The organism is Pseudomonas sp. HMSC08G10 (assembly GCF_001808425.1).
In the GTDB taxonomy this organism is placed as follows: domain Bacteria; phylum Pseudomonadota; class Gammaproteobacteria; order Pseudomonadales; family Pseudomonadaceae; genus Aquipseudomonas; species Aquipseudomonas guariconensis.
The window spans coordinates 361,775-382,334 of the sequence record NZ_KV793298.1 but is presented as its reverse complement, the minus strand read 5'-3'; the positions used below and the strand labels follow the sequence as shown (position 1 = coordinate 382,334).

21 protein-coding genes and 2 pseudogenes are annotated in these 20,560 nt (G+C 62.0%); 11 read left to right on the top strand and 12 right to left on the bottom strand.

Annotated elements, in window-relative coordinates; genetic code table 11:
• The 3 genes and pseudogenes from HMPREF3173_RS24875 to HMPREF3173_RS07795 form a co-directional block, all read left to right on the top strand.
• Positions 1-741, top strand: a pseudogene (locus HMPREF3173_RS24875) (glutamine synthetase); the annotation flags it as partial.
• Positions 742-745: 4 nt separating this feature from the next.
• Positions 746-1,519: a gamma-glutamyl-gamma-aminobutyrate hydrolase family protein gene (locus HMPREF3173_RS07800; protein WP_043209888.1), complete on the top strand. Its 774-nt coding sequence runs from the start codon at positions 746-748 to the stop codon at positions 1,517-1,519.
• A 112-nt stretch (positions 1,520-1,631) separates the two neighbouring features.
• On the top strand, positions 1,632-3,176 hold the full coding sequence (locus tag HMPREF3173_RS07795; RefSeq protein ID WP_070572153.1) for an APC family permease: 1,545 nt from the start codon (positions 1,632-1,634) through the stop codon (positions 3,174-3,176).
• Between the two features lie 39 nt (positions 3,177-3,215).
• On the opposite strand, the gene gmk is transcribed toward HMPREF3173_RS07795, so the two are convergent.
• Both gmk and HMPREF3173_RS07785 read right to left on the bottom strand, forming a co-directional pair.
• The gene (gene gmk / locus HMPREF3173_RS07790; protein WP_070572152.1) at positions 3,216-3,872 is read right to left on the bottom strand and encodes a guanylate kinase; all 657 of its coding nucleotides are present in this window, start codon (positions 3,870-3,872) and stop codon (positions 3,216-3,218) included.
• A gap of 13 nt (positions 3,873-3,885) precedes the next feature.
• Complete coding sequence (locus tag HMPREF3173_RS07785) at positions 3,886-4,749, bottom strand: YicC/YloC family endoribonuclease (protein WP_043212955.1); 864 nt, start codon at positions 4,747-4,749, stop codon at positions 3,886-3,888.
• Between the two features lie 226 nt (positions 4,750-4,975).
• On the opposite strand from HMPREF3173_RS07785, the gene rph reads away from it, so the two are divergent.
• The gene (rph, locus tag HMPREF3173_RS07780; RefSeq protein WP_043212958.1) at positions 4,976-5,698 is read left to right on the top strand and encodes a ribonuclease PH; all 723 of its coding nucleotides are present in this window, start codon (positions 4,976-4,978) and stop codon (positions 5,696-5,698) included.
• Positions 5,699-5,723: 25 nt separating this feature from the next.
• Positions 5,724-6,095, top strand: a complete 372-nt coding sequence (locus tag HMPREF3173_RS07775; RefSeq protein WP_043212961.1) for a DUF4870 domain-containing protein — start codon at positions 5,724-5,726, stop codon at positions 6,093-6,095.
• A 51-nt stretch (positions 6,096-6,146) separates the two neighbouring features.
• Here HMPREF3173_RS07775 and HMPREF3173_RS07770 read toward each other — a convergent pair whose 3' ends face one another.
• A complete protein-coding gene (locus tag HMPREF3173_RS07770) occupies positions 6,147-6,926 on the bottom strand; it encodes an exodeoxyribonuclease III (RefSeq protein ID WP_043212963.1) in 780 nt (259 codons plus the stop codon).
• An 80-nt stretch (positions 6,927-7,006) separates the two neighbouring features.
• On the opposite strand from HMPREF3173_RS07770, the gene pyrE reads away from it, so the two are divergent.
• The gene (gene pyrE / locus HMPREF3173_RS07765; protein WP_043212965.1) at positions 7,007-7,648 is read left to right on the top strand and encodes an orotate phosphoribosyltransferase; all 642 of its coding nucleotides are present in this window, start codon (positions 7,007-7,009) and stop codon (positions 7,646-7,648) included.
• Positions 7,649-7,754: 106 nt separating this feature from the next.
• On the opposite strand, the gene HMPREF3173_RS07760 is transcribed toward pyrE, so the two are convergent.
• The 7 genes and pseudogenes from HMPREF3173_RS07760 to coaBC form a co-directional block, all read right to left on the bottom strand.
• Positions 7,755-8,414: a DUF799 domain-containing protein gene (locus HMPREF3173_RS07760; protein WP_043212967.1), complete on the bottom strand. Its 660-nt coding sequence runs from the start codon at positions 8,412-8,414 to the stop codon at positions 7,755-7,757.
• Complete coding sequence (locus HMPREF3173_RS07755; protein WP_070572150.1) at positions 8,411-8,782, bottom strand: DUF4810 domain-containing protein; 372 nt, start codon at positions 8,780-8,782, stop codon at positions 8,411-8,413. Before HMPREF3173_RS07755 ends, HMPREF3173_RS07760 begins: the two co-directional genes overlap by 4 nt.
• Before the next feature lie 25 nt (positions 8,783-8,807).
• Entirely contained in the window at positions 8,808-9,488 is a 681-nt protein-coding gene (locus HMPREF3173_RS07750; protein WP_070572148.1) for a CsgG/HfaB family protein, read from the bottom strand.
• 193 nt (positions 9,489-9,681) lie between these two features.
• Positions 9,682-10,587 (bottom strand): acetylglutamate kinase, encoded by a 906-nt coding sequence (gene argB / locus HMPREF3173_RS07745; protein WP_043212973.1) that lies wholly within the window; start codon positions 10,585-10,587, stop codon positions 9,682-9,684.
• Positions 10,588-10,618: 31 nt separating this feature from the next.
• A pseudogene (locus HMPREF3173_RS07740) lies at positions 10,619-11,992 on the bottom strand (phosphomannomutase/phosphoglucomutase); the annotation flags it as partial.
• Between the two features lie 134 nt (positions 11,993-12,126).
• A complete protein-coding gene (gene dut / locus HMPREF3173_RS07735; RefSeq protein ID WP_043212979.1) occupies positions 12,127-12,582 on the bottom strand; it encodes a dUTP diphosphatase in 456 nt (151 codons plus the stop codon).
• 5 nt (positions 12,583-12,587) lie between these two features.
• Positions 12,588-13,799, bottom strand: a complete 1,212-nt coding sequence (coaBC, locus tag HMPREF3173_RS07730) for a bifunctional phosphopantothenoylcysteine decarboxylase/phosphopantothenate--cysteine ligase CoaBC (RefSeq protein ID WP_070572146.1) — start codon at positions 13,797-13,799, stop codon at positions 12,588-12,590.
• A gap of 125 nt (positions 13,800-13,924) precedes the next feature.
• Here coaBC and radC point away from each other — a divergent pair, with 125 nt between their 5' ends.
• Positions 13,925-14,605 carry a RadC family protein gene (gene radC / locus HMPREF3173_RS07725; protein WP_043212984.1) on the top strand — a complete coding sequence of 227 codons (681 nt, stop codon included), beginning with the start codon at positions 13,925-13,927 and terminating at the stop codon, positions 14,603-14,605.
• Positions 14,606-14,653: 48 nt separating this feature from the next.
• Here radC and HMPREF3173_RS07720 read toward each other — a convergent pair whose 3' ends face one another.
• A complete protein-coding gene (locus tag HMPREF3173_RS07720; protein WP_070572144.1) occupies positions 14,654-16,243 on the bottom strand; it encodes an ABC transporter substrate-binding protein in 1,590 nt (529 codons plus the stop codon).
• Positions 16,244-16,605: 362 nt separating this feature from the next.
• Here HMPREF3173_RS07720 and rpmB point away from each other — a divergent pair, with 362 nt between their 5' ends.
• Positions 16,606-16,842, top strand: a complete 237-nt coding sequence (rpmB, locus tag HMPREF3173_RS07715; protein WP_043212989.1) for a 50S ribosomal protein L28 — start codon at positions 16,606-16,608, stop codon at positions 16,840-16,842.
• An 11-nt stretch (positions 16,843-16,853) separates the two neighbouring features.
• Positions 16,854-17,009 (top strand): 50S ribosomal protein L33, encoded by a 156-nt coding sequence (rpmG, locus tag HMPREF3173_RS07710; protein WP_003253507.1) that lies wholly within the window; start codon positions 16,854-16,856, stop codon positions 17,007-17,009.
• A gap of 109 nt (positions 17,010-17,118) precedes the next feature.
• On the opposite strand, the gene HMPREF3173_RS07705 is transcribed toward rpmG, so the two are convergent.
• On the bottom strand, positions 17,119-17,478 hold the full coding sequence (locus tag HMPREF3173_RS07705) for a cupin domain-containing protein (RefSeq protein ID WP_070572142.1): 360 nt from the start codon (positions 17,476-17,478) through the stop codon (positions 17,119-17,121).
• Positions 17,479-17,673: 195 nt separating this feature from the next.
• Here HMPREF3173_RS07705 and HMPREF3173_RS07700 point away from each other — a divergent pair, with 195 nt between their 5' ends.
• The gene (locus HMPREF3173_RS07700; RefSeq protein ID WP_043212993.1) at positions 17,674-19,167 is read left to right on the top strand and encodes an aldehyde dehydrogenase; all 1,494 of its coding nucleotides are present in this window, start codon (positions 17,674-17,676) and stop codon (positions 19,165-19,167) included.
• Positions 19,168-19,339: 172 nt separating this feature from the next.
• Entirely contained in the window at positions 19,340-20,479 is a 1,140-nt protein-coding gene (locus HMPREF3173_RS07695) for an MFS transporter (protein WP_070572140.1), read from the top strand.
• Positions 20,480-20,560 lie beyond the last annotated feature (81 nt).

Here is a 20,560-nt window from a genome sequence, read left to right as displayed (position 1 = left end):
CCGGCCCAGTTCGAAGTCAACCTGCACCACGTGGCCGATCCGCTCAAGGCGTGTGACTACGCGATCCTGCTCAAGCGCCTGATCAAGAACATCGCCTACGACCATGAGATGGATACCACCTTCATGGCCAAGCCCTACCCGGGCCAGGCAGGCAACGGCTTGCACGTGCACATCTCGCTGCTGGACAAGAAGACCGGCAAGAACATCTTCGCCAACGAAGACCCGCTCAAGAGCGATGCGCTGCGCCACGCGATTGGTGGTGTGCTGGAAACCATGCCGGCATCGATGGCGTTTCTGTGCCCGAACATCAACTCCTACCGTCGCTTCGGTGCGCAGTTCTATGTGCCCAACGCACCGAGCTGGGGCCTGGACAACCGCACCGTCGCCCTGCGCGTGCCCACCGACAGCAGCGAAAACGTGCGCATCGAGCACCGCGTGGCCGGCGCCGATGCCAACCCTTACCTGATGCTCGCCGCCATTCTGGCCGGCATCCATCACGGCCTGACTAACCAGGTCGAGCCGGGTGAGCCGATCGAAGGCAACTCGTACGAGCAGCTGGAGCAGAGCCTGCCGAACAACCTGCGCGACGCCCTGCGCGCGCTGGATGACAGCGAAGTGCTCAACCAATACATCAGCCCGGACTACATCGATATCTTCGTGGCCTGCAAGGAAAGCGAGCTGGCCGAGTTCGAAGTGTCGATCTCCGACCTCGAGTACAACTGGTACCTGCACACGGTATAAGCCCATGAGCGCAAATGCGGTCCCTCTGATCGGTGTCAGCGCCTGCCGCCAGCAGGTGGGGAAAAACTCGTCGCACACTGTGGGCGACAAGTACGTGGAGGCGGCCGGCTTTGCGGGGCTTCCGTTGATATTGCCGGCCCGTGACGGTGGCAGCGACACACAGGCGCTGCTCGCTCGGCTCGATGGCATTCTTTTTACCGGCTCGCCTTCTAATGTCGAGCCGCATCATTACAATGGCGCCCCCAGCGCGGAAGGGACCCGGCACGACACCGCGCGTGACCGTCTGACCTTGCCGTTGCTGCAGGCAGCCATTGCCGCCGGTATACCGGTGTTCTGTATCTGCCGTGGTTTCCAGGAGTTGAACGTCGCCCTCGGCGGCACCCTGCACCAGCGCGTGCAGGAACTGCCCGGCTACCTGGATCACCGAGAACCTGAGGATGCACCGCTTGAGGTGCAATACAGCCCTCGACACCCCGTCGGCGTTGCGCCGGGAGGGCTGTTCGAGCGCTTGGGCCTGGCTGCGCAGTTCGAGGTCAACTCGCTGCACAGCCAGGGCATCGACCGTTTGGCCCCTGGCCTGCGCGTCGAGGCACGGGCCCCGGATGGCCTGATCGAAGCGGTGTCCATGCCTGATGCGCCGGGCTTCGTTCTCGGCGTGCAGTGGCACCCGGAATGGCGTTTCGCCGAAAACCCGGTCTCCCGGCGCCTGTTCCAGGCATTCCGCGAGGCCTGCATTGCCCATGCTGCACGGGAGGGTTCGCGCCAGAAAACACTCTGACGTTACCCGAAGGTCTTGGATGACCCGCTCCCTGCAACAGCTTTCAATGAGTGAAAGCGGGCCTTGTTCGCAAGGTCCGTGAAAACAATACCAATAGTTACGGCAAAGACTCATGAGCGAATACACCGAAGCCGGCCGCCCACCCGATGTGGCGACCGATGCAGGCAACACCCAGCGCGCCAGCAAAGGCCTGGCAAAAGGCCGTTTGGGCCTGCTGGCCAGCGTGGTGCTGGGCATCTCCACGATTGCACCTGTCTATACCCTGACCGGCGCCCTTGGCCCCACCGTGCGTGAGGTGGGCGCCCACCTTCCCGCTGTTTTCATCGTCGGCTTCCTGCCCATGCTGCTGGTCGCGCTGGGTTATCGCGAGCTCAATGCCGCGGAGCCGGACAGCGGCACTTCCTTTACGTGGTCGGCGCGTGCTTTCGGGCCAATGATCGGCTGGATCGGTGGCTGGGGGCTGGTCGTGGCCACAACCATCGTGTTGTCCAACCTGGCGGGTGTGGCCGTCGATTTCTTCTATCTGTTCATTGCACAGATCACCGGTCAGCAGGAGCTGGCGGCATTGGCGGACAACTTGTTGGTGAACATCACCACCTGTTGTGTGTTCATCGCCCTTGCGGTGTGGATCTGCTGCCGTGGCATGGGCACCACGATGACCGTGCAATACGGCCTGGTGGCCTTGCAGTTGCTGGTGTTGATCGGCTTTGCGTTCGCCGCCTTCAGCGAGACCACCGCACCGCCACCGTTGGCATTCGATCTGGCCTGGTTCAACCCGTTTGGCGTGGAGTCTTTCTCGGCATTCGCCGCAGGTCTGTCGTTGTCGATCTTCATCTTCTGGGGCTGGGACGTTTGCCTGACCGTGAGCGAAGAGTCGATAGGCAGTGACGAAGTCCCGGGCAAGGCTGCCACCTGGACGGTATTGCTGATCCTTGGTCTCTACCTGGTCACCGCCATCGCCACCCTGCAGTTCGCCGGGATCAGTGATGTCGGCCTGGGTCTGGGTAACCCGCGTATCCAGGAGAACGTCTTTGCGCACCTGGCCGGTCCGGTCATGGGGCCGCTGGCGATCCTGATGTCCATTGCCGTATTGGCGAGCACTGCTGCGTCCTTGCAGTCGACCTTCGTGTCGCCGGCGCGGACCCTGCTCGCGATGGGCTACTACGGCGCCGTGCCACAACGTTTTGCCAGCGTCTGCCCGCGTTCGCAGACGCCGCGCTACGCGACCATCTGCGCCGGCGTTGCTGCTGGTCTGTTCTACGTGACCATGCGCACCCTGAGCGAGAACGTGCTGGCCGATACCATCACTGCCCTGGGCATGATGATCTGCTTCTACTACTCGCTGACGGCCTATGCCTGTGTCTGGTACTTCCGCCACAGTCTGTTCGGCAGCCTGCGCCACTTCTTCATGCGCGGCCTGTGCCCGCTGGTGGGTGGTGTGATCCTGTCGATCATCTTCGTGCGCACGGCGATCGACAGCGCCTCGCCGGATTTCGGCAGCGGTTCTCACGTTGCCGGTCTTGGCTTGGTGTTCGTGATCGCGGCAATCATCTCGGCACTGGGGATCGTGTTGATGGTGCTGTCGCGCTGGCGCGCACCGGCCTACTTCCTGGGCGCAACGTTGCGCCAGCAGGCCAACCTGCAACTGCAGGAGTAACGAAAGAAAAGGGGCTGCGAACGCAGCCCCTTTTTGATTTCAGCCGATCAATTGCTTGAGCAGCGCTCCATGGCGTTGCTGTTGCTTGTGCAGCTTGAGCGCCTCGGCGCGTTCTGTGGCCAGCGAGTCACCATCGCGGTTCGCACGGAACACGGCCTTGAGGTCTTCCAATGCAACGGCGAAGTCATCGTTGATGATGACGTAGTCGTACTCGTCGTAGTGCACCATTTCGCTGACCGCTTCCTTCATGCGGCCTTCGATAATTTCTTCGCTGTCCTGGCCGCGGTTGTCCAGGCGCTGGCGCAGTGCCTGCTGGCTCGGCGGAAGGATGAACACCGAAAGCGCCTGTGGCATCAGCTTGCGTACCTGCTGGGCGCCTTGCCAGTCGATTTCCAGGATCAGGTCCTGGCCCTGGTCCAGGGCCTCTTGCAGCGCACTGCGCGATGTGCCGTAGAAGTTGCCGAACACTTCGGCATGCTCGAGGAAGTCGTTACGCTCGATCAGGGCCTTGAACTCGTCATGGCTGACGAAGTGGTAATTCACGCCGTGTTCTTCACCCGGGCGCTTGTTGCGCGTGGTGTGCGAAACCGAGACGCTGATGCGTGGGTCGTCCTTGATCAGTGCCGTGACCAGGCTGGTCTTGCCGGCGCCGGACGGGGCCGAGACGATGTAGAGGGTGCCGCTGCTGTGGTTCATGGTGGGGGTGGCCTTACTCGATGTTCTGTACTTGTTCACGCATCTGTTCGATCAACACCTTGAGGTTGACCGCCGCCTGGGTGCTGCGCGGGTCGAATGCCTTGGAGCCCAGGGTGTTGGCCTCGCGGTTGAGCTCCTGCATCAGGAAGTCCAGGCGCCGGCCGGCCGCGCCGCCGGACTTGAGTACGCGCCGGACTTCAGTGATGTGCGTGCTGAGGCGGTCCAGCTCTTCGGCCACGTCGCTTTTCTGGGCCAGCAACACCATCTCCTGTTCCAGGCGCTGCGGGTCGAGTTCGGCCTGCAGGTCATTGAAGCGGTCGAGGATGCGCTGGCGTTGGGCCGCCAGCATTTGAGGCACCAGAGCGCGCAAGGTGGTGACCTCTGCGGTCATGCCGTCCAGACGCTCGTTGATCAGGCGGGCCAGCTCCAGGCCTTCACGCTGGCGGCCGGCCTTGAGCTCGGCGAGCGCCTCGTTGAACAGCGCCATGGCCTCGGCATTGAGCGCCTGAGGGTCGCTGGCGTCGGCCACCAGCACGCCGGGCCAGGCCAGGACTTCGAGCGGGTTCAGCGGTGCGGGCTGCTTGATCAGACCGGCGACGGTCTCGGCGGCGGCGACCAGTTGCGCCGCGCGCTCACGGTCGACTTGAAGGGGCTTGCCGGCGTTGTCTTCGCTCAGGCGCAGGGTGCATTCGACCTTGCCGCGCGACAGGCCTTGGCGCAGGCCTTCGCGCACCGCGCCTTCCAGATCGCGCAGGGCCTCGGGCAAGCGCAGGTGAGGCTCCAGGTAGCGGTGGTTGACCGAGCGCAGTTCCCAGGCCAGGGTGCCTTGGCTGCCAGCGCGCTCGACGCGAGCAAAAGCGGTCATGCTGTGCACCATGGTGAGTACCTCGCTAAGTCTGAATGAACGGGAAAGCCTTTCGGCCAAGGCGTGGGATTGTAACGCAGTGCGGTGCGGGCGCCCAATCCACCCATGCTACAGAGCGCCTGCAAGGCCGGTGGGAAAAGACGACAGGCTGCCCCGGCGCGCGACAATAGGCATGTCCTCACAGGGCGACGGGCCTTATAATGCTCGCCAGATTCAAGTCCCGGTACAGGTATCCCAGATGAAACGTCCAAGTGGTCGCGCCGCCGATCAGCTCCGCTCGATCCGCATCACCCGCAACTACACCAAGCACGCCGAGGGGTCGGTACTGGTCGAGTTCGGCGACACCAAGGTCGTCTGCACGGTCAGCGTCGAAAATGGTGTTCCCCGCTTCCTCAAGGGCCAGGGCCAGGGTTGGCTGACCGCCGAGTACGGCATGCTGCCGCGTTCCACCGGCGAGCGTAATCAGCGCGAGGCGAGCCGTGGCAAGCAGGGTGGTCGTACCCTGGAGATCCAGCGTCTGATCGGTCGCTCCCTGCGCGCCGCGCTGGACATGAGCAAGCTGGGCGACGTCACCCTGTACGTCGACTGCGACGTGATCCAGGCCGATGGCGGCACCCGCACCGCGTCGATCACCGGTGCCATGGTCGCCCTGTGCGACGCCCTGGCCGTGATCAAGAAGCGTGGTGGTCTCAAGGGTGGCAACCCGCTCAAGCACATGATCGCCGCTGTGTCGGTGGGCATGTATCAGGGCGAGGCCGTGCTCGACCTGGACTATTTGGAAGACTCCGCCGCCGAGACCGACCTGAACGTGGTCATGACCAGCGCCGGTGGCTTCATCGAGGTCCAGGGCACCGCCGAAGGCGCTCCGTTCCAGCCTGAAGACTTCAACGCCATGCTGGCCCTCGCCCAAAAGGGCATGACCGAGATCTTCGAACTGCAGAACGCGTCGCTGGCCGACTGACCTGGCTGCCAAGGAGGTGTGGAACATGAACGAGCCTGACGACCTGCCGGTCGCCCCACCCAACGCCGAGATCCGGCAATGGGCGATGTTCTGTCATCTCTCGGCGCTGCTGGGCCTGGTGGTGCCCCTTGGGCACCTGCTGGGCCCGCTGGTGATGTGGATCTGGAAGCGTGAGCTGGATCCGTTCATCGACGCGCAGGGCAAGGAGGCACTGAACTTCCAGATCAGCGTGACCATCGCAGGGTTCATCTGCTTCCTGCTGATGTTCGTTTTGGTGGGGATCGTGCTCTTCGCCATCCTGACGGTAGCGGTGCTGGTCCTGGCTATCCTTGCGGGGGTCAGGGCCAACGAGGGCAAGCCTTATCGCTATCCGCTGATCTGGCGGCCGATCAAGTAGGTTTTTTGAGGCCCATTCGCGGGTAAACCCGCGAATGGGCGGCAGACTGACTTAGATCGTCAGTGTCCAGTCGTAGTCCACGATCAGTGGCGCATGCTGGGAGAAGCGCGGTTGGCGTGGCAGGCGTGCGTTGCGCACGAAACGGCGCAGGCCTGGGGTAAGGATCTGGTAATCAAACCGATAACCCAGGTTAAGCATTTCGGCCTGCTCGTTGTCCGGCCACCAGCTGTACTGGTCACCTTCGCGACTGACTTCGCGCAGGGCGTCGACGTAACCCATGTCGCCAACGATTGCGTCCATCCACGCACGCTCCGGTGGCAGGAAGCCTGGCGACTGCTGGCTGTCGCGCCAGTTCTTGATGTCCAGCTTCTGTTGCGCCACGTACAGCGAGCCGCAGTAGATGTACTCGCGACGCTTGCGACGCTGCTTGTCCAGGTAGCGGGCGAAGTCGTCCATCAACTTGAACTTCTGGTTCAAGTCCTCGTCGCCGTTCATGCCCGAAGGCAGCAGCAGGGTGGCAATACTTACCTTGTCGAAATCCGCTTGCAGGTAACGCCCGTAACGGTCGGCTGTCTCGAAGCCCAGGCCGGTGATGACTGCCTTGGGCTGCATCCGCGAGTACAGTGCCACGCCACCTTGGGCTGGCACCTCCGCGTCGCAGGCGTAAAGGAAATAGCCATCGAGCTGGAAAGCTGGGTCGTCGAGTTCAAAGGCCGAGGCGCGGGTATCCTGAAGGCAGATGACGTCGGCATTCTGGGCTTGCAGCCAGCTGAGCAATCCACGCTCGGCTGCAGCCTGAATGCCATTCACGTTCACACTGATGATCCGCATAAATGGCCCCAAAAATCTCGTGCGTGTATGATACCCGAGCTCAACTCATTTAGCTAAATCCGTGGTGTCCGGGACTCTTCATGCAGCCGTATCAGCGCGACTTCATTCGTTTTGCCATCGATCGCGGGGTTCTGCGCTTCGGTGAGTTCACCCTGAAATCGGGGCGTACCAGCCCGTACTTCTTCAATGCCGGCCTGTTCAATACCGGTTCTGCACTGGCGCAACTGGGGCGTTGCTACGCGGCGGCCATCGTCGACAGCAAGATCCCGTTCGATGTGCTGTTCGGCCCCGCCTACAAGGGTATTCCCCTGGCGGCAGCCACTGCGGTGGCGCTGGCCGAGCAACACCAGCTCGATGTGCCATGGTGCTTCAACCGCAAGGAAGCCAAGGATCACGGCGAAGGCGGCAGCCTGGTCGGCGCCCCGCTGGCCGGTGACGTGCTGATCATCGACGACGTGATCACCGCTGGCACCGCTATCCGCGAAGTGATGCAGATCATCAACGCGCAGAAGGCCAAGGCCGCTGGCGTTCTGATCGCGCTGAACCGCGAAGAGCGTGGCAATGGCGAGCTGTCGGCGATCCAGGAAGTCGAGCGCGACTTCGGCATCCCGGTGGTCAGCATCGTTTCGCTGACCCAGGTGCTGGAGTTCCTGGCCGATGACCCACAGCTCAAGCAGCACCTGCCTGCTGTCGAAGCCTATCGGGCGCAATACGGGATCTGACGCCCCGCGTTGCAATGAAAAAGGCGACCTTCGTGAGAGGGTCGCCTTTTTTTGTGCAGGCTATTCAGGCCTCGTTCGCGGCGAACCGCCGCAATAGCGGCTGCGCTCAGTCCGTGCCGTACTTCGGCGAGCGGGGGCCATAGAGGATTCCGCCGTTGGGCTGGGGCGTGAGCAAACGACTGCTGGTGATGCCAGCGATCGGGTAGCCCGCATCATCTTGTACGTTGCTGATGATCTGGTTGATCGCTGCAGTGACCAGCATGCCAATCAGGCCACCTTGATTCTGCCGACCTTCTTCGCTCGAGGCGCTGGCGCTACCCGTCCACAAGGTGGTTCCGCTCTTGAGGTCCACCAGTTTGGCGCTGGCGGTGACGACAGTTGCGCTGCTGAGCACCATATAGCGCGTACCGTAATCGCTGACGGTGACATACAGGCCTGCATCCGCACCAAAAATCTCATGCAGCTTGTTGGGCGGCAGCTGATGGATATCGGCGGGTGTGCTCAGGCCGTTCTGGCGGAAGGTTTCGTCAACCAGTGCCACGGGCATTACGTAGTAGCCTGCCTCAGCCAGCGGATAGGTCACCTGGGACAGCATGCTGTAGGTGGCTTTGACATCCGGGGACTCGTTCAGCGGCGGCAGGATCAGGATCGATTTGGGGCGACTTTGTTTATAGGCAGTGTAATCGATGGTCTTGCGCTCGGCGCAGCCGGTGAGCAGCGCCAGCACGCAGACGCTCACGAGCAGTTGGGTGAGGCGACTGATCATTGCTTGGTTCCCTTGCTGGCATTGTTCATCAGAAAGTCCATGTACGGCGCCGATTCAGGGAACAGTGCCTTTTCGGTGCGCAACTGCTGGATCATCTGATCGTCCTTGCCCAGGCTGGAATAGAGCAGCCCAAGTTGGGCGTGATAGCCGGGCGGGACCGCGCCGTTCTTGGCTTTGATCTTTTCGAGGTCACGCTCAAGGGCGATGGCCTGTTCCTCTTTCGAGGACTCACCTTTGAAGTACTCATATACCTGGGGTTGGTAGCTCTCCCATTGGTACAAGGACTTTTGGCCGCTGCAACCTGCCAGCAGGGTGCAGCCAAGCAAGAGCGCGGCGACTGCGCGCCAGGCCGAGAGTGAGGTCGTCATGTAACTTCTTCCTTGTTCTATCCACTTACTGCGCTTGTGGCTTCCATTGGCCGCTTTCCACGGCATTGACCAGTTTGTTCACGGCTTCGCGCATGGCCAGGTCGAGGACTTTGCCGTTGAGGGTGGAGTCATAGCTGGCGGTGCCGCCGAAGCCGATGATCTCGCGGTTGGAGAGTGCATATTCGCCTGCACCCTGACTTGAATAGACCACCTCGGAGGTACTGATGTTGACGATGTTCAGTGCAACCTTGGCATAGGCAATCTGGGTCTTGCCGCGGCCCAGGATGCCGAACAGCTGGTGATCGCCGACCTCTTTGCGGCCGAACTCGGTTACATCGCCTGTCACCACGTAGTCGGCGCCCTTGAGACGCTGGGCTTGGCCCTTGATCGCCGCTTCTTGCTGGATCTCGCCCATATTGTCGCGGTCGAGCACATTGAAGCGATTGGTCTGCTGCAAATGGGTGATCAAAATGGTTTTGGCTTGGCCGCCCAAGCGGTCAACGCCGTCGGAGAAGATGCCGCGCATGTAGCTGGAGCGATTGTCGAATTTACCCACGGCGATCGGCGCCCGAAGGCCGCTGTAAGGACGATTGACGCTTTCTACCTGCTGCACGGCAACTGCCGTGGAGGTTTCGGTTGCGCAGCCGGAAAGGGACCCGATAGCCAGAGCGGCTACCAGCACGAGTCCTTGTGATGCGTATCTCACGCGATATCTCCATTAGAAAGTAAAACGATGGCGCTATGCTATTACCTTTTCGGCGCCAAGCAGAAAAACTTTATGTGCGGCGGGAGCTTAAAGCGCGGGTGCGGTGAGGATGAATAAAAAAAGGCGACCCTAGAGGTCGCCTTTTTCCGTGAATCGACGCCAGATGGTAAGAGCCATCTGACAGACCAAGTGGTCAGTGACGCTTGGTGTTGGTGATCAATGTGCCCACGCCGCTGTCGGTGAAGATCTCCAGCAGCACGGCATTCGGTACGCGACCATCGATGATGTGCGAGCTGTTCACCCCACCTTGCACTGCCTCCAAAGCACATTTGATCTTCGGCAGCATGCCGCCGTAGATGGTGCCATCGGCGATCAGCTCGTTGACCTGCTCGGTGGTCAGTCCCGTCAGGACGGTGCCCTGCTTGTCCATCAGGCCTGCGATATTGGTCAGCAGCATCAGCTTCTCGGCCTTGAGCGCCTCGGCTACCTTGCCGGCCACCAAGTCGGCGTTGATGTTGTACGATTCGCCGTTCTCACCCACGCCGATCGGTGCGATCACTGGAATGAAGTCGCCTTTGACCAGCATGTTCAGCAGGTCGGTATTGACGCTCACCACTTCACCCACATGGCCGATGTCGATGATTTCCGGTTGGGTCATCTCCGGTGTCTGGCGGGTGACGGTGAGCTTCTTGGCGCGGATCAATTCAGCATCTTTGCCGGTCAGGCCGATGGCGCTGCCGCCGTGTCGGTTGATCAGGTTGACGATGTCTTTGTTTACCTGACCGCCCAGAACCATCTCCACCACATCCATGGTGGCCGAATCGGTGACTCGCATGCCGTCGATGAAGTGGCTCTCGATCGAGAGACGCTTGAGCAAATCACCGATCTGCGGGCCGCCGCCATGCACGACCACCGGGTTGATGCCCACGGCCTTCATCAACACGATGTCCCGGGCAAAGCCGGTCTTGAGCTCTTCGCTCTCCATCGCGTTGCCGCCGTACTTGATCACCAGGGTCTTGCCGACAAAGCGGCGAATGTAAGGCAGTGCTTCGGACAAAACCTCGGCTACATGGGAAGCGGCATCGCGATCGAGGGTCATGCAGGGCTCCAGGTAAGGAACGGATAGTCGGTCAGAACGGCAGTTGCAGGGCTGGATCGACACGCAGCAACTGCGTGCGCAAGACAGCCTGGATACGTTTGAGCTCGGCATCGCTTTCGGCCTCGAAGCGCAGCACCAGCACCGGGGTGGTGTTGGAAGCGCGAACCAGGCCCCAGCCTTGGGCGTAGTCGACCCGCACACCGTCGATGGTGGTGAGGTTGGCATCGCCCCAGTCGGCGTCGCGTTGCAGTGCATCAATGATGCTGAATTTACTCTCGTCGGTCACATCAATGTTGATTTCCGGCGTCGAAATATCGTTCGGGAACGCCGCGAACAGGCTTTCGGCGTCCTGGTCGGCCTTGCTGAGGATTTCCAGCAGGCGTGCGGCGCTGTAGATGCCGTCGTCGAAACCGTACCAGCGTTCCTTGATGAAGATGTGTCCGCTCATCTCGCCGGCCAGCAGAGAACCGGTCTGTTTCATCTTCTTCTTGATCAGCGAGTGCCCGGTCTTCCACATCAGGGCGCGACCGCCGTGCTGTTCGATCAGCGGTGTCAGGCGACGGGTGCATTTGACGTCGAAGATGATTTCGGCACCGGGGTTGCGCGACAGCACGTCCTGGGCGAAGAGCATCAGCAGGCGGTCTGGATAGACGATGGTGCCGGTATTGGTCACTACGCCCACGCGGTCGCCGTCACCGTCGAAGGCCAGGCCGATGTCGGCGCCGGTTTCCTTGACCTTGGCGATCAGATCCTCGAGGTTTTCTGGCTTGCCCGGGTCCGGGTGATGGTTGGGGAAGTTACCGTCGACGTCGCAGAACAGCGGGATGACGTCGCAGCCCAAGGCCTCGATCAGTTGTGGCGCGATGACGCCAGCGGCGCCATTGCCGCAGTCCACCACCACCTTGAGTTTCTTGGCCAGCTTCACGTCGCCGACGATCTGCTGGAAGTAACGCTCCAGGATCTCGACACGTTCGACGCGGCCCTCGCCACGGCTCAGGTCGTTGGTTTTCAGGCGGGTCAGCAGGGCTTGGATCTGTTCGTTGGCCAAGGTGTCGCCAGCGATGACGATCTTGAAGCCGTTGTAGTCAGGCGGATTGTGGCTGCCGGTAAGCATCACACCGGACTTGCCGGCCAGCACATTGGCGGCGTAGTACAGCGCTGGAGTTGGGACCAGGCCGACGTCGCTGACCTGGCAACCGGCGTCGACCAGGCCCTTGATCAGCTGCTCGACCAGCATCGGTCCGGACAGGCGGCCATCGCGACCAACCGAGATCTGCGGCTCGCCCTGGGCGAGGGTTTGGGCGCCGATGGCACGGCCGATCCAATAGGCAGTCTCGCCGGTCAGTGTTTTGCCGACAACGCCACGGATGTCGTAGGCACGGAAGATGCTCTCGGGCAGTGCGGGTACCAGGTGGGCCATGTCGTTCATCTCTGGGTGCTCCAATAATCAAAGGCTTCTGGGCAGGCGCAAACTGAACGCTTGGACGATGCTTTGGCCAGAGAGTTCGCCATCCATGGCCCAACGGTCGTCAAGCGGTCTCAGTGGCTGCCGGAGTGACCGAAGCCGCCAGCCCCGCGCTGGCTCTCGTCGAAGGACTCGACGATCTCGAAATGCGCCTGCACCACAGGCACCAGCACCAGCTGCGCGATACGCTCGCCGATGGCGATGGTGAAGGGCGTCTGGCCGCGGTTCCAGCAGGAGACCATCAGCTCGCCCTGGTAGTCCGAGTCGATCAGGCCGACCAGGTTGCCCAGCACGATGCCGTGCTTGTGGCCCAGGCCCGAGCGCGGAAGGATCATTGCGGCCAGGCCCGGGTCGCCGATATATACCGACAGGCCAGTGGGAATCAGCAGGGTCTGGCCCGGCTCCAGGACAGTGTCTTCCTTGAGCATGGCGCGCAGGTCCAGGCCGGCGGAGCCGGGGGTGGCATATTGCGGCAGAGGGAAATCATTGCCCAGGCGAGGGTCGAGGATCTTGGCTTGAAGAGCGTGCATGTAACTTATTGAACCTGGTTGAGCCGTTCGGCGATGAAGGCGACCAGTTGTCGGGCGATCTTGCCCTTGCTGGTCTGCGCGAAGAGGGTCTGGTGCTGCTGGCGGTCGATGACGGTCAGGGCGTTTTCCTCGCTGTTGAAGCCGATGCTGGGGTTGGCCACATCATTGGCGACGATCAGGTCGAGGTTCTTGTCCTTGAGCTTGCGCGTGGCGTAATCGAGCAGGTGTTCGGTCTCGGCGGCGAAGCCGACGCTGAACGGACGATCGGTGCGGCCAGCGATGGTCGCAAGGATATCTGGATTGCGCACCATCTGCAGCAGCATGCCGTCGCCGGTCGTAGGGTCTTTCTTGAGCTTTTGCGGGGCAACGACTTCCGGGCGGTAGTCCGCGACCGCTGCCGAGGCGATGAACAAGTCGCAGGGCATGGCGGCCTCGCAGGCCGCGAGCATGTCCCGCGCGCTCACCACGTCGATCCGGTTGACGCGATCGGGCGTCGCTAGGTGCACGGGGCCTGTGACGAGGGTCACCCGAGCCCCGGCTTCGGCAGCCGCCTCGGCCAGGGCGAAGCCCATCTTCCCGGAGCTATGATTGGTGATGTAGCGCACCGGGTCGATGTTTTCCTGGGTGGGGCCGGCGGTGATCAGCACATGCTTGCCGGTCAGCGACTGGCGCTTGAAGCTTTCGGCTGCGCACCAGGCCAGATCCGTGGCTTCGAGCATGCGACCAAGGCCAACGTCGCCACAGGCCTGGCTGCCGGAGGCCGGGCCGAATACCTGGATGCCGCGGCTCTTGAGCAGTTCGAGGTTGGCCTGGGTGGCCGGGTCGCGCCACATGGCCTGGTTCATGGCTGGCGCCACGGCAACAGTGGCATCGGTAGCCAGTACCAGGGTGGTCAGCAGGTCATCGGCCATGCCTTGTGCCAGGCGTGCCATGAGATCGGCGGTGGCTGGGGCGATCAGCACCAGGTCGGCCCACTTGGCCAGTTCGATGTGCCCCATCGCAGCTTCCGCGGCGGGGTCGAGCAGGTCCATGTGCACCGGGTGGCCTGACAGTGCCTGCAGGGTCAGTGGCGTGATGAACTCGGCACCACCGCGGGTCATGACAACGCGCACCTGCGCGCCGTGTTCCAGGAGTCGGCGAATCAGCTCGGCGCTCTTGTAGGCGGCGATGCCGCCACCCACGCCGAGAACGATGCGCTTGCGATACAGCCGCTGCATAGGCTTGCCTTTTTCCAGTGAAAGCGGGCGACGACGACTGCTGCCTGCGGCAGATCGTCGCATCTACGGAGCGGGATAGATTAACACAGGGCCTAAACGCACCGCAGTAACACGCAAGGAGGGGTATGAACATCAGGGAATGGCCAGCGGACGAGCGGCCACGGGAGAAGCTGTTGCAGCGCGGTGCGGCCGTGCTGTCGGACGCTGAATTGCTCGCTGTGCTGCTGGGCTCGGGAGTTGCCGGGCGAAATGTGCTGGACCTGTCGCGAGGGCTTTTGATGCGCTTCGGCGGACTCAGGCAGTTTCTCGAGGCAGACCGCGATGCTGTGCTGCGCGAACCGGGCCTGGGGTTGGTGAAATATGCGCAGCTGCAAGCGTTGTTGGAGATCGGCAGACGTTATCTGGATGAATCCATCTCCCGTGAAGCCGTTCTGGAGAACCCGGCGTCTGTGCGGCGTTATCTGAAGTCCAGGCTGCGTCACGAAGCTAGCGAAGTGTTCGGCTGTCTGTTTCTGGACACCAAGCACAGGCCGCTGGCGTTCGAGGTCCTGTTCAGGGGGACGATCAACCGGGCGAGCGTCTACCCGCGTGAGGTGGTGCGGCGCTCGCTGTTGCACAACGCCGCCGCCCTGATCCTGTGCCACAACCATCCCTCAGGCCATAGCGAGCCCAGCGAGGATGACGTGCACATGACGCTGGTGCTCAAACGGGCATTGGCATTGATCGATGTGCGGGTGCTCGATCATGTCATCGTCGGGGACGGTGAGCCGCTGTCGATGATCGAGCAGGGGTGGTTCGAGGCCTAAAGCTGCTTTATAGCCAGCGATGGGGCGCAAAGCGCCCCGGCCAATGACTTAGCGCGTGACGGAAACCTTGCTGAAATCCAATCGCCCGAACGGGCTCACTTGGTAACCCTCCACACCCTGGCGCAGCAGCGTGGCTGCAGTCGGGTGGGCCAGTGGCAACCACAGTGCCTGCTGCTGGATCAGCGTCTGCGCCTGTTGATACAAACGGCTGCGCACGCTCTGGTCGTTAGTGGTGCGACCGGCGCTGATCAGCTGATCCAGGCGGTTATCGCAAAAACGCGCGAAGTTGGTGCCGGACTTGACCGCCGCGCAGGAAAACTGCGGGGTGAGGAAGTTGTCCGGATCACCGTTGTCGCCGGCCCAGCCCATGAACAGCAGATCATGCTCGCCAGCCTTGGCCCGGCGGATCAGCTCGCCCCATTCGATCACGCGGATCTCGGCCTTGATGCCGATCTTCGCAAGATCCGCCTGGAGCATCTGCGCGCCCAGGCTCGGGTTGGGATTGAGCAGGCTGCCTGAGGGGCGGGTCCAGATCGTCGTGGCAAAACCGTCCGCAAGCCCTGCCTTGGCCAACAGCGCCTTGGCTTTTTTAAGGTCCATGGCATAGCCGGGCAGGTCCTTGGCGTAGCTCCAGGTATTGGGCGGGTAGGGGCCATTGGCCGCGATGGCGGTGCCTTCGAACACGGCCTTGAGATAGGCGGACTTGTCGAAGGCCAGGTTGATGGCCTGGCGCACCTCGGATTTGTCCAGCGGTGGGTGCTGGCTGTTGATGGCGACGAACGCCGTCATGAACGCCGGGACACTTGCGGTCTTGAGATTACCGTCCTTGCCAGCTTCGGTGATATCCAATGGTTTGGGCGAGAGGGCCACCTGGCATTCGCCGCGTTTGAGTTTCTGCAGGCGTACGTTGGCGTCTGGGGTGATGGCGTAGATCAGCGGGTCGACAGCGGGCTTGCCCGCGAAATAGTCGGGGTTGGCGCGATAGCGCACCACCGCGTCCTTCTGGAAACGCTGGAACACGAACGGTCCGGTGCCGACCGGCTGGCTGTTGAGCTTTTCCGGGGTGCCGGCCTTGAGCAGCTTATCGGCATACTCGGCGGAATAGATCGAGGCGAAACCCATGCTCAGGGTCGCCAGGAAGGTGGCGTCCGGGTGGGTCAGGGTGAAGCGTACCGTGTGCGGTTCCGGCGCTTCGATCAGCTTGATCAGGCTGGCCAGCTGCAGCGATTGGGCATGCGGGTACCCACCAGGCGCTGTCTTGTGCCAGGCGTGGGCGGGGTAGAGCATGCGCTGGAAGCTGAACAGCACATCGTCGGCGTCCAAGTCACGGCTGGGTTTGAACCAGGATGTGGTATGGAATTTCACGCCATTGCGCAGCTTGAAGTCATAGATCAGGCCGTCATCGGACACTGTCCAGCTTTCAGCCAGGCTGGGCACCACCTTGCCCTGGCTGGCATCAAATTCCACCAGACGATTCATCAGCACATCGGCCGAGGCGTTGGTGGTCGTCAGCGAGTTGTACTGGACGACGTCGAAGCCTTCGGGGCTGGCCTCGGTGCAAACGGAGAGGGGCGCCGCCTGGGCGAGGCCTGCGGCGAACAGGGAGGTGAACAACAACGATAGGGCGGCGACACGCATGGTGACTCCTTGACTGATCCGGGGCCCATCTGACTGTGCAGTTGAGGAAAGGTCCTACCCTAGTGTGCGCATTGATAAATGGCCACCTTCTTTTTCGCCTGCCCGGCGACGAGCGGTCGACAGCACGCCAGCCTTGTCGCTATGCTGGCCGGGCGCGCTCGGCCCTATCAGGATGCGTATCTTCTGTTGTTGTGGTCGAGTCTTTCTGGTATAAAGCAGCGCTCTTTTCTAGGGGCACGGTCTGTCGCGCAAGCCGATTCGGTCGATAGGACCCCCGGAAACACGGCGCCTGGCGCCATAGACTGAGAGATTAAGCGGCCAACCCATGCCGGGTTGGGCATGTGGTTTTAGAGGGCTGAGGCATGTCGAGAGTCTGTCAAGTTACCGGTAAGGGTCCGGTAACCGGGAACAACATTTCCCACGCAAACAACAAAACCCGTCGTCGTTTCCTGCCAAACCTGCAGCACCACCGTTTCTGGGTTGAGTCCGAGAAGCGTTTCGTGCGTCTGCGCGTTTCCGCCAAGGGCATGCGTATCATCGACAAGCGCGGTATCGATGCCGTTCTGGCCGACATCCGTCGTGCTGGCGCCAAGGTTTAAGGGAGAACATCATGCGTGAATTGATCCGTCTGGTTTCGAGTGCCGGTACCGGCCACTTCTACACCACCGACAAGAACAAGCGCACCACGCCGGACAAGATCGAGATCAAGAAATACGATCCGGTCGTCCGCAAGCACGTGGTCTACAAGGAAGCCAAGATCAAGTAATTGATCAGGCAACCTTAAAAAAAACCCGCTTCCTCGGAAGCGGGTTTTTTTATGTCCGGCGTTCAGGTCAGAAGGCGAAACCTTCGATGATGCCCTTCACGTCCGACTCTTACTTCTGTTCGAACATGACGTAGATCTTGCGGCAGGGCTCCAGCACTTCCCAGGTGCCCTTGAAGCCGGCCGGGATCACGAATCGATCGCCGGTACGCAGGGTCTTGGCATTGCCCTGTTGGTCGCGCAGTACCGAGACACCCTGTGTGATCTCGCAGTATTCGTGCTCGGTGTAGTTCACCGTCCACTGGCCCACCTCACCTTCCCACACGCCCGCAGCGAACTGGCCGCAGGGGCTGGAATAGTGGTTGTAGACCGCTTGGTCGGGCTCGCCCTTGATGATTTTTTCCGCCGCAGGGCGGTAGCGTTCGGCCTCGGTGAGTGCCTGAGCGAAGTCGATGATGGTGCCGATGCTCATGGTGATTCCCTTTTGTTGTTTAATAAAATGCACATCAGTAGGCGTTTAGGCCTTTCGTGTCAAATATATTGATAGTTTCCACCGGCTGGTTTAGGGTGTCGGGTGCCAGTGTGCGCTTGTCACCCGGCCAGAATTATTGACACGCCGTGATGTCCTCAGTACGGCGTTGCACCTTAACAAGAGGAGGAGTTTCGTATGACCACCCTGACTCGTGCGGATTGGGAACAGCGTGCCCAGCAACTGAAGATCGAAGGTCGCGCCTTCATCAACGGCGAATACACCGATGCCGCATCCGGTGAAACCTTCGACTGCCTGAGCCCGGTGGACGGACGCTTCCTGGCCAAGGTTGCCAGCTGCGATCTGGCCGACGCCAACCGCGCCGTCGAAAATGCCCGTGCCGTGTTCGAATCCGGCGTCTGGTCGCGCCAGGCTCCGGCCAAGCGCAAGGCTACCCTGATCCGCTTCGCCGACCTGCTGCGCAAGAACGTCGAAGAACTGGCCCTGCTGGAAACCCTGGACATGGGCAAGCCGATCGGTGACTCCTCCACCATCGACGTCCCAGGTGCCGCCAATGCCATCCACTGGACTGCCGAAGCCATCGACAAGGTCTACGACGAAGTCGCCCCGACTCCGCACGATCAGCTGGGTCTGGTGACCCGCGAGCCTGTGGGCGTGGTCGGCGCGATCGTGCCGTGGAACTTCCCACTGCTGATGGCCTGCTGGAAACTCGGCCCGGCCCTGGCCACTGGTAACTCCATCGTCCTCAAGCCATCGGAAAAATCGCCGCTGACGGCCATTCGTATCGCCCAGCTGGCGATCGAAGCGGGCATCCCGGCAGGCGTGCTGAACGTGCTGCCAGGCTACGGCCACACCGTGGGCAAGGCCCTGGCCCTGCACATGGACGTCGACACCCTGGTGTTCACCGGCTCGACCAAGATCGCCAAGCAGCTGATGGTCTACGCGGGCGAGTCGAACATGAAGCGCGTCTGGCTGGAAGCCGGCGGCAAGAGCCCGAACATCGTCTTCGCCGACGCCCCTGACCTCAAGGCCGCCGCCGAAGCCGCTGCCAGCGCCATCGCCTTCAACCAGGGCGAAGTCTGCACCGCAGGTTCGCGCCTGCTGGTCGAGCGCTCGATCAAGGACAAGTTCTTGCCTATGGTGGTCGAGGCCCTGAAGGCCTGGAAGCCGGGCAACCCGCTGGATCCGTCGACCACCGTCGGTGCTCTGGTGGACACCCAGCAAATGAACACCGTGCTGTCGTACATCGACGCCGGTCACCAGGATGGCGCCAAGCTGCTCGCGGGCGGCAAGCGTATTCTGGAAGAAACCGGCGGTACTTACGTCGAGCCGACCATCTTCGACGGCGTGACCAACGCCATGAAGATCGCCAAGGAAGAGATCTTCGGCCCTGTGCTGTCGGTCATCACCTTCGACACCGCCGAGGAAGCCGTGGCGATTGCCAACGACACCCCGTACGGCCTGGCCGCAGGCATCTGGACCGCCGACATCTCCAAGGCCCACAACACCGCCCGTGCCGTGCGCGCCGGCAGCGTGTGGGTCAACCAGTACGACGGTGGTGACATGACCGCGCCGTTCGGTGGCTTCAAGCAGTCGGGTAACGGCCGTGACAAGTCGCTGCACGCCCTGGAGAAGTACACCGAGCTGAAAGCGACCTGGATCAAGCTGTAATCCAGCGGGCCGCTAGGCGGCTCTTTTCGCGGATGAGCCCGCTCCCACAGGATTCGTAGGAGCGGTTACCCACGATGGGCTGCGCAGCAGCCCTGCAAGCAACTAGCCGGGCCGGCCCTTGCCGTCCCGGCTTTGTCGTCTCTGCTGTTCAAGATCTGCCTGGGAGGCTGTCATGCGTTGGGGAACCTATTTTGCCGTGCTGGCGTCGGTGCTCAGTGTCGGGCTTGCGCTCGGCGTGAGCATGCCGCTGGTGTCCTTGCGCCTGGAGGGCTGGGGCTACGGTGGGTTCGCCATCGGCGTGATGGCCGCGATGCCCGCGCTCGGTGTGCTACTCGGGGCCAGCCTGGCCAGCCGCCTGGCGGGTTGGGTCGGTGTGCCAGCGGCGATGCGCCTGTGCCTGTGGGGCGGTGCGTTATCGATCGGCCTTGTAGCCGTGCTACCCAGTTATGCGCTGTGGCTGGCATTGCGCCTGGTGATCGGCATGGCCCTGACGGTGGTGTTCATCCTGGGTGAAAGCTGGATCAACCAACTGGTGGTCGAGCAGTGGCGCGGTCGGTTGGTGGCGCTGTATGGCAGCAGCTATGCCCTGAGCCAGCTTGCCGGCCCCTTGGTGCTGGGGTTCTTGGGCTCGGACGATGACTTTGGATTCTGGGCCGCCACAGCGCTGCTGCTGTTCGCACCCTTGCTGCTGCTGGGCCGCGGCGGTGCACCCAGCACCGAGGCATGCAGCGTCACCTTCGGCGACCTGTTCGGGTTTTGCCGGCGTCTGCCGGTGATCGCCTGGGCCATTGCGCTGTTTGCCGCCTTCGAGGCGATGATCCTGACCTTGCTGCCGGTGTACTGCCTGCAGCAAGGGTTCACCGCCGAGATCGCGTTGTTCATGGTCAGTACCGTGGTGGTGGGCGATGCGGTGCTGCAGCTGCCGATCGGGGCCCTGGCCGACTACATGTCGCGGCGGACGCTGTTCAGTGGTTGCGCCTTGACCCTGCTCGTTTCGAGTCTGGCCATTCCGCTGACCTTGCACACATCTGCGATCTGGCCGGTCTGGGTGTTGTTCGGGGCCAGTGCCGGTGGACTGTTCACCTTGTCGCTGGTGCTGATCGGCGAGCGTTATCGGGACGATGAGCTGGTGCGCGCCAACGCGCATGTGGCGCAGCTGTGGGGCATCGGTTGCCTGCTAGGGCCGCTGATCGCTGGCGCCGGCAGCCAATGGATCAGTGGCCATGCACTGCCGTGGCTGATGGCGGCAGGTGCGGCGGGGTTGGTCGTGTTGACCCGCCGGCGCGACGCCTTCGAGCCTGCTTCGGCCTGATAGTGAGTTTGTAGCCTATTCGCGGGCCACAGGTGCGGCGCTGTCATGGAGAGCGCTGCTTGACTTGTGGGGCAGGGTTCA

What these genes read in the sequence shown, in the direction of transcription:
- dut (WP_043212979.1), bottom strand. Translation starts at nt 12,582, where the DNA reads ATGCACGCTCTTCAAGCCAAGATCCTCGACCCTCGCCTGGGCAATGAT.
- HMPREF3173_RS07755 (WP_070572150.1), bottom strand. Translation starts at nt 8,782, where the DNA reads ATGACGACCTCACTCTCGGCCTGGCGCGCAGTCGCCGCGCTCTTGCTT.
- HMPREF3173_RS07800 (WP_043209888.1), top strand. Translation starts at nt 746, where the DNA reads ATGAGCGCAAATGCGGTCCCTCTGATCGGTGTCAGCGCCTGCCGCCAG.
- pyrE (WP_043212965.1), top strand. Translation starts at nt 7,007, where the DNA reads ATGCAGCCGTATCAGCGCGACTTCATTCGTTTTGCCATCGATCGCGGG.
- rpmG (WP_003253507.1), top strand. Translation starts at nt 16,854, where the DNA reads ATGCGTGAATTGATCCGTCTGGTTTCGAGTGCCGGTACCGGCCACTTC.
- HMPREF3173_RS07720 (WP_070572144.1), bottom strand. Translation starts at nt 16,243, where the DNA reads ATGCGTGTCGCCGCCCTATCGTTGTTGTTCACCTCCCTGTTCGCCGCA.
- HMPREF3173_RS07705 (WP_070572142.1), bottom strand. Translation starts at nt 17,478, where the DNA reads ATGAGCATCGGCACCATCATCGACTTCGCTCAGGCACTCACCGAGGCC.
- HMPREF3173_RS07770 (WP_043212963.1), bottom strand. Translation starts at nt 6,926, where the DNA reads ATGCGGATCATCAGTGTGAACGTGAATGGCATTCAGGCTGCAGCCGAG.
- argB (WP_043212973.1), bottom strand. Translation starts at nt 10,587, where the DNA reads ATGACCCTCGATCGCGATGCCGCTTCCCATGTAGCCGAGGTTTTGTCC.
- coaBC (WP_070572146.1), bottom strand. Translation starts at nt 13,799, where the DNA reads ATGCAGCGGCTGTATCGCAAGCGCATCGTTCTCGGCGTGGGTGGCGGC.
- HMPREF3173_RS07700 (WP_043212993.1), top strand. Translation starts at nt 17,674, where the DNA reads ATGACCACCCTGACTCGTGCGGATTGGGAACAGCGTGCCCAGCAACTG.
- HMPREF3173_RS07785 (WP_043212955.1), bottom strand. Translation starts at nt 4,749, where the DNA reads ATGGTGCACAGCATGACCGCTTTTGCTCGCGTCGAGCGCGCTGGCAGC.
- rph (WP_043212958.1), top strand. Translation starts at nt 4,976, where the DNA reads ATGAAACGTCCAAGTGGTCGCGCCGCCGATCAGCTCCGCTCGATCCGC.
- HMPREF3173_RS07795 (WP_070572153.1), top strand. Translation starts at nt 1,632, where the DNA reads ATGAGCGAATACACCGAAGCCGGCCGCCCACCCGATGTGGCGACCGAT.
- gmk (WP_070572152.1), bottom strand. Translation starts at nt 3,872, where the DNA reads ATGAACCACAGCAGCGGCACCCTCTACATCGTCTCGGCCCCGTCCGGC.
- radC (WP_043212984.1), top strand. Translation starts at nt 13,925, where the DNA reads ATGAACATCAGGGAATGGCCAGCGGACGAGCGGCCACGGGAGAAGCTG.
- HMPREF3173_RS07775 (WP_043212961.1), top strand. Translation starts at nt 5,724, where the DNA reads ATGAACGAGCCTGACGACCTGCCGGTCGCCCCACCCAACGCCGAGATC.
- HMPREF3173_RS07760 (WP_043212967.1), bottom strand. Translation starts at nt 8,414, where the DNA reads ATGATCAGTCGCCTCACCCAACTGCTCGTGAGCGTCTGCGTGCTGGCG.
- rpmB (WP_043212989.1), top strand. Translation starts at nt 16,606, where the DNA reads ATGTCGAGAGTCTGTCAAGTTACCGGTAAGGGTCCGGTAACCGGGAAC.
- HMPREF3173_RS07695 (WP_070572140.1), top strand. Translation starts at nt 19,340, where the DNA reads ATGCGTTGGGGAACCTATTTTGCCGTGCTGGCGTCGGTGCTCAGTGTC.